Origin of the sequence: Natronospirillum sp., assembly GCF_022565775.1 — a bacterium.
GTDB lineage: Bacteria > Pseudomonadota > Gammaproteobacteria > Pseudomonadales > Natronospirillaceae > Natronospirillum.
On sequence record NZ_JAIUMC010000098.1, the window covers coordinates 1 to 11,991 of the forward strand.

Consider the following 11,991-nt stretch of genomic DNA (forward strand, 5'->3'; position numbering starts at 1 on the left):
CCATCAAACCAGAAGCGGATAATGGCCATTTCATCCTGTGGCGTGGCCTGCACCAGTTCGAGGAATTCAAGCGGCGTTTCAGGCACTTCGCCATTCACTGACAGAATCATCGAACCCGGCTCTATGCCCTTGTCCTGCGCTTCACCGACTGCCCGATTGACCACCAGTCCGGGCTCATCCGGGAAGCCAAGGTCGGAGCGAATCTGATCTGTCAGCATGCCCACATTGATACCCAATGCGGTGACCGACTGTTCATCGCCAAGCCCCTCGAATTCTCTTCCCCGGGTCGCCTGCAGCACCTCCGGCGCCACCAGTATACTGGCCCCGGTGCGCACAGCCAGCGCCAGTGCATCAGAGGGACGGGTATCAACATAGACCGGTGTATCCGGGTCGCCCTCGAGGCGGATGTCGAGCACTCCATGGTAGGTGTTATCGATCAGGGCATCCACCATGATGCGTTGCAGAGTGCCCCCCATGGCATCGATCATGGCGATAGCCGTGTCATGCGTCATGGGTCTCGGCGTCTCGATCGATTCGATGGCGCGCAGTATGGCCCTGGCCTCTTCCGGACCAATGCTGATGGGCACCACATCTCCCGACCCCGGCTCACGCAGAAGTACCAGGGGCGCACCACTGAAAGGGTCCACAGCCACTGTAGCCAGCTCCACGGCCACCAGATCATCGGGATCGGTCATGGGTTCACGCGCCTGCGCAGTCAGATGCACAGTCAACAGAACCAGGAGCAGGATGGACATTAACGTGCGCATGGTGGCTCTCCGGGTCGGGCAGGCTTTGATACCTCTCATTAAAGACCAGCCTGCGGTCTCAATGCAAAGCACAGTCCTGTCTTTGCAGAGTCAGTACAGTCTGCCACGCAAGATGCTCGACCGGAAAGCAGCTTTTGCGCTACTCTTGGCGCTCTGCTGGATCAAAGAGACCGCTGTGACCAGAGTAAACCCCATTGGCCTGACGCAGCCTCCGTTGTCGGAGGCAGACCTGCTGTTGGCCGTATCCAGGGCTGCCCGCCTGCTGATGACGCATGAAAACTGGCATCATGCTATGCTCAGGTTCATGGGTGAGATTGGGCGGCATACGGGCTCCAATCGGGTCTGGATGTTCCAGGTCATGAGCTACACCGGCACCAGCTACACAACCCGCTACATTCACGAGTGGGTATCCGATCCAAGATGGTCCAATATTGACGATCCCGAGTTGCAAAACAAGGTCTGGGATCTGACGCAGCCTGATATCCAAGCGCTTTATCAGGCGCGCTGTCGGGGCGAGATGCTACAACACCATGTGCACGAACTGACCGGCAACTTGCACAGAATCCTCAAGGCCCAGGATATCTGCTCCATGCTGACCATCCCCATCGTCGTCGACGGTGAATGGTGGGGCATTCTGGGGCTGGACGACAATGAGGCACCCAAATACTACACACCGGCCCACCTGGCAGCCCTGGAAACCGGCGCCATCCTGGTCACCAATCGCATTCTGCGCGACCGGATGCGCTGGGAAGCAGATCATGACTACCTCACCGGTCTCTACAATCGACGGTTTCTGGTGCGCCTGATGGAGCAGGAAATGACCGCAGGCCGCAATGGCGGCTTCATCATGCTGGATGCGGACTGGTTCAAGGCGATCAATGATGCTCACGGCCACCAGGCCGGTGATCAGGCTCTGGAGCACATCGCTGCCATTCTGCAAGACAATGTACCCAGCGGTGCTTGCTGTGCCCGCCTGGGCGGTGAAGAGTTTGCCATATGGGTGCCGGACCACGACGGGTCAGGCCGCACCGGACGAATGCGGGAGGTCGCAGAGCAGGTGCGGCTTGCTGTTGCGAACACCCCGCTGCAGTGGAAGAACAGGCCGATACAGGTCACCATGAGCCTGGGGGTCGTCTCCAGCCACAACCTGCCGGACTTCGAGAGCCTGATTTCCCTGGCCGACCAGGCCCTGTTTGACGCCAAGGCACAGGGCCGCAATTGTATTGTCGTCAAACGCTGAAATGGCCCCTTAACACTTCGCAACGCCCAGCAACAACATGTTGCAATGTTACCCTCCTGTGTTATTGACCCCTCTGCAAAACATGGCTAACTTTTCGGCTCGACCCGAGTAGTGACAGCGTAAACACATTTGCGCCCACGCCAGTCTGGGCTCAAACAAGGGAACTGTCAGTACGGTATCGCACCTATTCGTTTCGTGGCCTGTACCGGCAATATCCAAGCCCTCTGCCTGGGTTCGTGCCGGTGCTTTCAGGAATCCATGTACGAGGAAGCCGGTGCGAACATTCAATAAAACACAGTTTTTTATCTGGGCCCTGCTTATCGCCGCCCCGCTTCTACTCGCGCTGCCACTGTCTGCGGATAATGGAGAAGGTGGATATCGTCTGCTCCAACTGGACGGTTACAAGGTCAAGTGGGGCGATCAGACGCTGGGGACCGGGGCGAGTATTACCTACGCCTTTGCCGAGGAAACAATGCGCTTCGATGGTGCGCGTAACTGCGGCGAACTGGCACCAATGACCCTGATCTCAGGAGAGGGTCTCTCCTACGAATTGCTGCAGCAAGAAACCGCAGCGGCATTTCAGACCTGGGAGCGCGCTGCCGATCTGACCTTCCACCGGATCGACGACGCCCGAAAGGCGGACATCGTGCTCGGCGCTCAAGGCAAGCCCATCGGACAAGCCTACGCCAACGTAACCTACAGACCCGGCTCGCAGGACGGCGTGCGGGCCATCGATCAGGCTCTGGTATGCCTGAACCCGGAGCGTGGCTGGAAAGTCGGTTTCGACGGCAATACCAATGTCTACGACATACGTTATACCCTGATTCATGAAATCGGTCATGCGGTCGGTCTGGACCACCCCGGACCAACGGGGCAGATTATGGGGTTTCGCTACACAGAAGCGTTTGCCGGCTTGCAGCCCGGAGATCTGCGCGGCATCCGCCTGCTCTATGGGCCATCACCCAATGATGGCGCAGTCGCAACCACTGAGGTCGATACTCAGCCGCTGGAGTCGCCGACTCCTGACGAGGCTGTTCGAACACCCGCCTCGCTATCGATTGATTGAGAGGACTACTTTCCGACCCTGTCCAGGCTGCGGATAGCTGAATTGCAGCCGTAACTGGGCTCTGCTGAAGCTGGCACAGACTTGAGTGTACGGGTGTCCTGCAGTTGTGGCAGGTAATGAAGCAACCGATCCGATTCTTTCCTGACCAGACCATAGCATTCGCAACTCAATGTCTCGAGTTTGGACCGGTCAATGACTGTGATCATGCCTGGTTTGTAGGCAATGGCTCCCAGTTCCTGCAATGTCATTGCCGCCTCGGCGACGCACTCACGGCGAACGCCCAGCATGTTGCCGATGAATTCCTGCGACATGGCAAGGTGGCTGTGGGACATACGATCCAAAGACAGCAAAAGCCAGCGGGCGAGTTGCTGGATGATCGAATGATGAAGATTGCATAACGTGGTCTGAGCGACTTGTGTAATCAGCGACTGGGCATACCGCAGCATCAGGAAAAAAAGCTGGCCATCCCGACCGAACTCTTCTTTAAGTTTCGTCCGGGGAAGTCGGTAGGCATAGCCGGCACTTTGCACCAGCGAGCGGCTGGGCGCGCTCTCCCCGGCCAGACACACGGTGATGCCGAGAACACCTTCATTTCCGACCACCGAGAATGCCGTGGAGGATCCGCTTGTCATCGGATACTGCAGCGAAATTATCGAATCAACCGGAAAATAGACATGTCGCATGGCACGATCGGAGGTATACATGACCCTTCGCAGGTGCAATTTGACAAGCTCCAAATGGGTGAAAACCCGACTCCGGACAGCGGGATTCAGGGCTGCCAACAAGTGGTTTTGCTCAGGTTCCGACTTTGGGATCATGGCTTACACTACCAGAGCTTTCGGTGGTCACAGGTTCAACACCGTTGCAATGTATTGGTGATTCCGGATGGGTTCTGTACGGTAACGTACAGAGATGAACGTCCAGAGCTTCCAGACTTTCGACATCGCGCTTTTCTCTCAAAGCGCTCAGTGGCTCAGAACGGTATCGAATTACCCGGACGGGACACTGAAGCAAGTGGTCGAGGACCAGTCCTTGTCTGTTCCTTTGTCGCTGTATCGCATCCTGCGAATCCTTGCAAACGGTTCCTTGCCGACATGTCAGCAGCTCTGAATCCTTACCTCGACCAGTGGGGATACCGGACGGGTGGCTGCTTAAATTGACTTGCCTGACCCTCGACTGAATACCATTCTAGAGCCTGAGTGGCGCGCAGTATGTGCGCTGGCGAACACAGGTCGAATTTTGTTTTTCGCTGATTGTAAGCACGACTTGGGGGAAGTTGTTCATGGCAGCCTTATGGGTGCTGTCTTACGGACAGACGTGCACCCTAAGTAACATCGGGTCTGTCCCACATGCGGTCTGCATGGCACCATAGGCGACTTGCAATCCGGAGTTGACCGTCGCATGCCGTTGAATGCCCGCTTTTTTCTCATCGTGTTTCTGCCGTTCGCCATGGGTTATTACCTGTCTTTCTTTTTTCGGGTGGTCAATGGGGTCATTGCTGAACCCCTGATGCTTGATCTGGGGCTGTCGGCTGCAGGGCTGGGCTGGATCAGCAGCGCCTATTTTCTCTTTTTTGCCGCAGCCCAATTGCCTCTTGGGGTGATGCTGGACCGCTATGACACGCGCAATGTGGCCGCAGGCATACTGCTGATCGCCGCTGCGGGCGCGGTGCTGTTCGCTCTGGCGCAATCGCCGTTCATGCTGTGGCTGGGTCGCGGGTTGATCGGGTTGGGCGTGTCTGCCTGCCTGATGGCCGCCTTCAGAGCCTATGTGGCGACGCTGGAGCGCCATCAACTGCCGCTGGTCAACGGATTGCAGCTTGCGTCTGGAGGCCTCGGTGCCATGACCGCCACCGTGCCGGTGGACTGGCTGCTGCCCGTAACCGGGTGGCGTGGTCTCTTCCTGGGGTTGGCCTTGCTGACACTGCTGATTGCTCTGTTCACTCGGTTGCGCGTTCCGGCATTGGTGCAGCAAGCAGAGAATCCAACACCACTGGTAGAGCAGGTGCGCAACAGCCTGGCCGTTTTTGCGGATCCGCGCTTTCTTCGTGTGGCCCCGGCCAGTGTGATCAACCAGTCGACATTGATCGCACTGCTCGGTCTCTGGGCAGCCGTCTGGATGCGTGACGTGGATCGATTGAGCAGCAGCGCGACGGCAGACCTGTTGTTGCTGACGGCGCTGGGGATGACCCTCGGCTTCATGTCACTGGGCGGCCTGACATCGTTTCTGGTGCGCTTCGGTATCACCACCACCCAGGTGGCGGTCAGCGCCATGACACTGTTCGCACTGCTCCTGCTGGCCCTGGTCGGGCAGTGGCCAGTCCCCGGCAGCCTGCTTTGGTTCGCCCTGGGCTACTTCGGGTCAGCAGGCTCGCTGATGTACGCCGGGTTGACCCAGCAGTTTTCACCGGAGCTGGCAGGTCGCGTCAATACAGCGCTAAACCTGGCGGTGTTCATAATGATTTTTCTGGTCCAGTGGCTGCTCGGTGTGGTCATCGGGCTCTGGGCACCCGAGTCCGACGGTCACTATCCGGTCGTTGCCTATCAGGTGAGTTTCGGCGGGTGTGCGGCAGCGCAGATTCTGGCCCTGCTCTGGTTCTGGTGGAGACGACCCAACGGACGTCAGCAGCAGGCAGCCGGGAATTCAAACGGCGGATGACCGATCACGGGCCTCGTGCTTGGCCTGGATAAAATCACTGTGGCCCATGTACAGCAGGTCGCTGACCTTGCGCACCAGGGCGTCTTCGTACTTGTGCACATTGCCGTTGGCGTATGCCAGCAGCCACAGATCCACCAGCAGGTGATACTTCTCGGTGGGACTGAATTGTTCATTGATCACGCTGGTATACTGATACAGGTCCAGTGTCTGTTCCTGCTCCTTTTTTGCCTCGGTCATCATGGTCTCGACCTCGGCATCCGATAGGCCCAGCGATGCCTTGAAACGCTCTTTCAGCATGCGCTCTTCATCTGTCGATACCTCATGGTCAGCCATGATGACCTCTACCATCAATACCGCCGCTGCCAACTCCACACGGGTTTCGTTACGCGGCGTTTCGGTTTCCTGCTCAAACCATTGGAAGAGTTTCTGCAACATCTCGTGGACCTCAGTCGGGTGTCGGAACAGACCAGATGACAGTATTGTAAACTTCTGCACTGAAAACTACCTAGTGTCCTGTCTGGTGCAAGCTCAATTGTTTACGCACCATATCAGAGCAACCTGGCCCGCTTTTTGTGCCATCCATACGCAAGGAATGCGGCCTTCCAGTCAGGCAGCGGCAACAGGCACCATTGTTGCTAGAGTGAGCCCAGTGCAGCGCAATCTCAGCAAAGGCCTCCCCGATCATGGCAGACCGACACGGCAAAGTGGCAGCGCCTCAGCATGTCTTGCTGGTAGACAGCGAGCCAGCACGTGCTGCATTGCTGGAGCAGGCACTGAAGGATGCCGGTTACACCGTCGACAAGCAGGTTCATGGTGATCGGTCGCTGGCGCGCCTGGTGGCAGAGTCCCAGCCGGACATGATCATCATCGATATAGATGCCCCGGATCGTGATGTACTGGAACAGATGACCCAACTCTCCCGCAGCAACCCCCGGCCTGTCGTCATGTATGCAGACGAAGATGACACCGCTTTCGTCGAGCAGGCTATCCAGTCGGGTGTCAGTGCCTATGTCGCCAACGGTATGCGGCCGGACCGGGTCAAGGCCACCCTCTCGGTTGCGGTTGCGCGGTTCAGGGAGTTCCAGAATTTGCGTCAGGAGCTTGACCATGCGCGCACCGAACTGGCCGACCGCAAGCTGATAGAGAAAGCCAAGGGACTGATCATGACCCATCGCGGTGTGAACGAGGATGATGCCTATCGAGCATTGCGGAAAATGGCAATGGACCGCAGTTGCCGCCTGAGCGATGTAGCGCGCAATGTCATCGACATATTTGATATCACCCAGGAGTAGTCATGTTTTCATCCGTGTACAGTGCTGTCCGCCCTCGCCCGCTCAAACTGGGGTTTGTACCCTTGCTGGACAGCGCTCCTCTGGCCGTGGCTCTGGAGGCGGGTTACTTCGAAAGCGAAGGCCTGCATGTCGAACTGCATCGCGAGGCGTCCTGGTCGAGCATCCGTGACAAGCTTGTATTCGGGCTGCTGGACGGTGCCCACATGCTGGCACCCCTGCCCCTGGCCTGCTCGCTTGGCCTGGGCTCGGTGCACAAGCCTGTCGTCACCAGCCTGGCTCTGGGACTGAATGGCAATGCGGTGACTCTGGGCCAGCCCTTGTATAATGAGTTGCAGCGTTTGTGCGGACTGGACCGTCCCGGACCGGCAGCGCTGGCCAGAGCCTTGCGACAGTTTCTGGATAACCGATCATCTGAGCGACAGATCACGCTGGCGACTGTTTTCCCCTATTCCATGCACAACTACCTGCTGCGTCACTGGCTCAGCCTGGGCAATATCGACCCCGACTGCGACCTGAACCTGGTGGTGGTGCCACCCGACATGATGGTCAGCGCGCTTAACAGTGGAGAGGTACAGGGCTACTGTGTCGGGGAGCCCTACAACGGTCTTGCGGTGCACGAGGGCATTGGACGCATTGCCTTTACCGGACATGACCTTTGGCCCGAGGCGCCAGAGAAAGTCTTTGGTGTAACCGCACAATGGGCAAGCACCTATCCGGATACCCATGAACGGGTAGTGCGCGCCCTGCTGCGGGCCTGCCAGTGGCTTGATGACCCGGCCAATCATCAGGATCTGGGCAAACTACTGTCACGTCCCGACTTTGTCGGGCTGGACGCGGAAACACTGCAGGGGGCTGTTGCCCAGATGACGGCGCCAGCCGGTTCGGACCTGCCTTGCACGCACAAGTTGTTCTGCGCTCAGGGGGGCACGGCACCACTACCAGAGCGTATGCAGTGGATTGCGGAACAGATGTTGCGCTGGCAGCAGATAACACAGCCTGTATCCGGCGAACTGCTTGGCCAGGTCTATATTCCAGAGCCCTACAATGCAGCGGCCAAATCTCTGAATCTGCCCGTTACCGGTGAGCTGTCTGTCACGTCCGGGCCACTGACACCCTGAATGCTAGCCCTCCAAGCGCCAGCACCGCCCAATTCTGATGCATGCCCGCACTCATTTCGTACAATCCCAGCCCAAAAGCCGAGTGCGCGCGCTCTCTTAACGCTTCCCGTTTTTTCCAGGTTCTTGTCATGTTATTGATTTAAAGGCATTTTCAGGATCATAGATACCCTGTTATGGTTAGTTGGCATACCCCGTGCTTGTTACAGAATGAAAATACGACAAGTGGTCAATGCAGGCCGCGAACAGATTGGCATGACCGACTTTGGTCGGTAATGATTCAGACATTGGCAATGACGCCAGATCAACTTCACCCAACAGTGAAGGCAGATCTGGCGTTTTTTTTTGCACGGAGAAAAGCATGTATACCAGAGACGCGATCATGGGCATACTCACGACAACCACCTTGGCCGTTTCCACGCTCAGCCTGCAGGCGGGCGCTCAGGAGACCGGGTGGCCGGAGAAAGAGGATCTCAGCTTCGGCTTTATCAAACTGACCGACATGGCACCACTGGCTATCGCCTTCGAGCGGGGTTACTTCGAGGACGAGGGACTTTTCGTTGAACTGGAGGCCCAGTCCAACTGGCGGGTGCTGCTCGACCGGGTTATCTCCGGGGATCTCGATGGCGCCCACATGTTGGCGGGACAACCCATTGCCGCCACCGTGGGCTACGGCAACCAAGCCAACATCATCACGCCCTTCTCCATGGACCTGAACGGAAATGCCACTACGCTGTCGAATGAGGTCTGGGACATGATCCGCCCGCACCTGCCGGAAAACGATGACGGCAACCCGGTGCATCCGATCACAGCCGATTATCTGCAACCGGCGCTGGAGCAATTTGCCGATGAAGGCCGTTCCTTCAACATGGGCATGGTATTCCCGGTATCCACGCACAACTACGAGTTGCGCTATTGGCTGGCCGCTGGTGGCATTCACCCGGGCTACTATGACCCGGCCGGAGGCGACACGTCGGGCCAGATAGACGCCGATGTCTACCTGTCCGTAACGCCCCCGCCGCAAATGCCTTCCACCCTGGAAGCCGGCACCATCAGCGGCTACAACGTGGGCGAGCCCTGGAACCAGCAGGCCGTTTTCATGCAGATCGGTGTGCCCGTGGTGACCAACCATGATATCTGGAACTACAACCCGGAAAAGGTATTCGGCATTCGTGAAGACTTTGCCGAGAACTACCCCAATACCACAGTGCGCATGGTCAAGGCCATGATCCGCGCGGCCTACTGGCTGGATGAAAACAACAACGCCAACCGGGAGGAAGCGGCGCGCATTCTCTCGGAGCCCTGGTATGTCGGTGCCGATTACGAGGTTATCGCCAACTCCATGACCGGTACCTTCGAGTTTGAACCAGGCGATGTTCGTAAAGTGCCCGACTTTAATGTCTTCTTCCGCGAACATGCCACCTACCCCTTTTATTCCGATGCCATCTGGTTTCTGACACAAATGCGGCGCTGGGGGCAGATCGAAGAACACAAGACCGACGACTGGTACATGGAGATGGCCAGCCGGGTCTACCGTCCGGACATCTACGAGCAGGCGGCGCGTGACCTGATTGCAGAGGGCCTGATGAGCGCCGACGACTTTCCCGACTTCGATACCGAAGACGGCTTCCGGCCAGCCACTGACGCCTTTATTGACGGCATTACCTACGATGCGCTCCAGCCCAATGCCTATCTCGAGCAATTTTCCATCGGATTGAGTGGCGACGACACGCCCAGAGCCTGATCATTAAGGAGGATCGACATCATGACCACCCCCATGCAATGGTTCAGGAGCGGAAGCGGCCCGCTGAAGGCGCTGCTCCCCACCAGCCAGTTTCGACAGGCACCCGCCCAATGGCTGAAACTCCACTGGCAGGACATGCTGGCACGGGTGATCACACCTGTTTTCGGGCTGTTTGTTTTCATCGGCATCTGGCACTTCGGAGCCCAGCAGATTCACACCTCGCTGGGCACCTTTCCGGGGCCGGTACAGGTTTCCGAGCAATGGCAGAATCTGGTCAACAGCCATCTGGCAGAAAATCAGCGGCAGGTCGAGTTTTATGAACGTCAGGAAGCACGCAATACCCAGATGCTGGAACAGGATCCGGACGCACCGGTGCGCTGGCGCGATTACAATCGGCGTCCGACCTTCTTCGACCAGATGGTGACCAGCCTATGGACGGTACTGGGCGGTTTCGGACTGGCCACCCTGATTGCAGTGCCACTGGGCATCATGATCGGCCTGAACCAGACGCTCTACCGAGCCTTCAACCCGGTCATTCAGATCTTCAAGCCGGTGTCTCCATTGGCCTGGCTGCCGCTGGTCACCCTGGTGGTCAGTGCCGTGCATACCGGCGGTGACGGCGGCCTGTCTCGATCATTTATCGTATCCATGGTCACCGTCACCCTGTGTGCCCTGTGGCCTACACTGATCAACACAGCCGTCGGGGTGACCAGCGTCAATCAGGACCTGAACAACGTCAGCCGGGTGCTGCGCCTGAACTGGTTCCGCCACGTCAAGACCATTGTTCTGCCGTCGGCCATCCCGATGATTTTTACCGGGTTGCGATTGTCGCTCGGCATTTCCTGGATGGTGCTGATAGCAGCAGAAATGCTGGCGCAGAGCCCCGGCCTGGGCAAGTTCGTGTGGGATGAGTTCCAGAACGGGTCCTCCAACTCTCTGGGTCGTATCTGTGTGGCCGTGCTGGTGATCGGCTTTATCGGCTTCCTGCTCGACCGCACCATGCAGATGATTCAGAAATGGGTGAACTGGGACAAGAGCGCCATCGTGCGCTGATCGTCTGACCGATAGAAACCCGAAAAGATTATGGAGACTGACATGACAGCGACCAACCAACAGAAGCACCACCTTGAACTGTCCAAGGTGGGCATAGAGTTTCCCACTCCACAGGGTCCGTTCTGCGCCGTTCAGGGCTTTGACCTGAAGATCAAACAGGGGGAGTTCGTGTCCCTGATTGGCCATTCAGGCTGCGGCAAGTCTACCGTGCTCAACATAGTGGCCGGTCTTAATGGTGCGACTCATGGCGGCGTCCTGCTCAATGGCCGCGAAGTCACTGACCCCGGTCCAGAGCGGGCTGTAGTATTTCAGAACCACTCCTTGCTGCCTTGGCTGACCGTCTATCAGAATGTCGAATTGGCAGTACGACAGGTATTCGGACGACACAAAAGCCGCAGTGAAGCCCGCGAATGGATCGAGCACAATCTCGAGCTGGTACAGATGACGCATGCCCGCGACAAGCGGCCCGATGAAATCTCCGGTGGCATGAAGCAGCGGGTGGGTATTGCCCGCGCTCTGGCCATGGAACCTCAGGTGCTGCTGATGGATGAACCCTTCGGGGCGCTTGATGCCCTGACCCGGGCTCATCTGCAGGACGCACTGATGGAGCTGCAGAACAAGCTGGGCAATACCGTGATCATGATTACCCATGATGTGGATGAGGCCGTGCTGCTGTCCGACCGTATCGTCATGATGACCAATGGCCCTTCGGCTACCATCGGCGAAGTGCTGGACATCGATCTGCCCCGTCCGCGCAGCCGTCTGGAGCTGGCCGACCAGCCCGAGTACAACCAGTATCGCAGCGCGGTGCTGCGCTTCCTGTACGAAAAGCAGCAAAAGGTGGAGCCGTTGAAAGGTAAGCCGGCGAAAAAGGCCACTCGCAAGGAAACGGATGATGCGCACCAGGTGGCATGATCGTATATCGAGGGTCGCTGAACCGCATTGCCTGGGGAGTGGATCTAAGGCCCTGCTGGAGTCGCCTGCCGGGCACATGCGCTGTGAGACCGTCTGCGCACAGGGATGTGCGCAGTCGAGCTGTCATGGATGACGTTTTTT

The 11,991-nt window shown here is 57.8% G+C and carries 11 protein-coding genes; 8 read left to right on the forward strand and 3 right to left on the reverse strand.

What is annotated here, in order from left to right; all coding sequences use genetic code 11:
* On the reverse strand, nucleotides 1–767 hold a 767-nt coding region (locus tag LAT62_RS14040), incomplete at its 3' end, for a bifunctional nuclease domain-containing protein (RefSeq protein ID WP_293385211.1).
* 175 nt (nucleotides 768–942) lie between these two features.
* Here LAT62_RS14040 and LAT62_RS14045 point away from each other — a divergent pair.
* On the forward strand, nucleotides 943–2,007 hold the full coding sequence (locus tag LAT62_RS14045) for a sensor domain-containing diguanylate cyclase (protein WP_293385214.1): 1,065 nt from the start codon (nucleotides 943–945) through the stop codon (nucleotides 2,005–2,007).
* Between the two features lie 274 nt (nucleotides 2,008–2,281).
* On the forward strand, nucleotides 2,282–3,073 hold the full coding sequence (locus LAT62_RS14050) for a matrixin family metalloprotease (protein ID WP_293385217.1): 792 nt from the start codon (nucleotides 2,282–2,284) through the stop codon (nucleotides 3,071–3,073).
* 5 nt (nucleotides 3,074–3,078) lie between these two features.
* Here the strand turns inward: LAT62_RS14050 and LAT62_RS14055 are convergent, their stop codons facing one another.
* A complete protein-coding gene (locus LAT62_RS14055; RefSeq protein WP_293385220.1) occupies nucleotides 3,079–3,777 on the reverse strand; it encodes a Crp/Fnr family transcriptional regulator in 699 nt (232 codons plus the stop codon).
* 697 nt (nucleotides 3,778–4,474) lie between these two features.
* On the opposite strand from LAT62_RS14055, the gene LAT62_RS14060 reads away from it, so the two are divergent.
* Nucleotides 4,475–5,731, forward strand: a complete 1,257-nt coding sequence (locus LAT62_RS14060) for an MFS transporter (RefSeq protein ID WP_293385223.1) — start codon at nucleotides 4,475–4,477, stop codon at nucleotides 5,729–5,731.
* On the opposite strand, the gene LAT62_RS14065 is transcribed toward LAT62_RS14060, so the two are convergent.
* Nucleotides 5,717–6,166 (reverse strand): TerB family tellurite resistance protein, encoded by a 450-nt coding sequence (locus LAT62_RS14065; protein WP_293385226.1) that lies wholly within the window; start codon nucleotides 6,164–6,166, stop codon nucleotides 5,717–5,719. The two genes, LAT62_RS14060 and LAT62_RS14065, sit on opposite strands and share 15 nt — an antisense overlap.
* 248 nt (nucleotides 6,167–6,414) lie before the next feature.
* Here LAT62_RS14065 and LAT62_RS14070 point away from each other — a divergent pair, with 248 nt between their 5' ends.
* The 5 genes from LAT62_RS14070 to LAT62_RS14090 all read left to right on the forward strand — a co-directional run bounded on the left by LAT62_RS14070 (nucleotide 6,415) and on the right by LAT62_RS14090 (nucleotide 11,850).
* Complete coding sequence (locus LAT62_RS14070) at nucleotides 6,415–7,023, forward strand: ANTAR domain-containing response regulator (RefSeq protein ID WP_293385229.1); 609 nt, start codon at nucleotides 6,415–6,417, stop codon at nucleotides 7,021–7,023.
* A 2-nt stretch (nucleotides 7,024–7,025) separates the two neighbouring features.
* Nucleotides 7,026–8,141: a CmpA/NrtA family ABC transporter substrate-binding protein gene (locus LAT62_RS14075; protein ID WP_293385232.1), complete on the forward strand. Its 1,116-nt coding sequence runs from the start codon at nucleotides 7,026–7,028 to the stop codon at nucleotides 8,139–8,141.
* A 358-nt stretch (nucleotides 8,142–8,499) separates the two neighbouring features.
* The gene (locus tag LAT62_RS14080; RefSeq protein WP_293385235.1) at nucleotides 8,500–9,882 is read left to right on the forward strand and encodes a CmpA/NrtA family ABC transporter substrate-binding protein; all 1,383 of its coding nucleotides are present in this window, start codon (nucleotides 8,500–8,502) and stop codon (nucleotides 9,880–9,882) included.
* 135 nt (nucleotides 9,883–10,017) lie between these two features.
* Entirely contained in the window at nucleotides 10,018–10,935 is a 918-nt protein-coding gene (locus LAT62_RS14085; RefSeq protein ID WP_293385241.1) for an ABC transporter permease, read from the forward strand.
* A gap of 42 nt (nucleotides 10,936–10,977) precedes the next feature.
* Nucleotides 10,978–11,850: an ABC transporter ATP-binding protein gene (locus LAT62_RS14090; protein ID WP_293385238.1), complete on the forward strand. Its 873-nt coding sequence runs from the start codon at nucleotides 10,978–10,980 to the stop codon at nucleotides 11,848–11,850.
* Nucleotides 11,851–11,991: the final 141 nt, after the last annotated feature.

What these genes read in the sequence shown, in the direction of transcription:
- LAT62_RS14055 (WP_293385220.1), bottom strand. Translation starts at nt 3,777, where the DNA reads ATGTATACCTCCGATCGTGCCATGCGACATGTCTATTTTCCGGTTGAT.
- LAT62_RS14060 (WP_293385223.1), top strand. Translation starts at nt 4,475, where the DNA reads ATGCCGTTGAATGCCCGCTTTTTTCTCATCGTGTTTCTGCCGTTCGCC.
- LAT62_RS14065 (WP_293385226.1), bottom strand. Translation starts at nt 6,166, where the DNA reads ATGTTGCAGAAACTCTTCCAATGGTTTGAGCAGGAAACCGAAACGCCG.
- LAT62_RS14070 (WP_293385229.1), top strand. Translation starts at nt 6,415, where the DNA reads ATGGCAGACCGACACGGCAAAGTGGCAGCGCCTCAGCATGTCTTGCTG.
- LAT62_RS14075 (WP_293385232.1), top strand. Translation starts at nt 7,026, where the DNA reads ATGTTTTCATCCGTGTACAGTGCTGTCCGCCCTCGCCCGCTCAAACTG.
- LAT62_RS14080 (WP_293385235.1), top strand. Translation starts at nt 8,500, where the DNA reads ATGTATACCAGAGACGCGATCATGGGCATACTCACGACAACCACCTTG.
- LAT62_RS14085 (WP_293385241.1), top strand. Translation starts at nt 10,018, where the DNA reads ATGCTGGCACGGGTGATCACACCTGTTTTCGGGCTGTTTGTTTTCATC.
- LAT62_RS14090 (WP_293385238.1), top strand. Translation starts at nt 10,978, where the DNA reads ATGACAGCGACCAACCAACAGAAGCACCACCTTGAACTGTCCAAGGTG.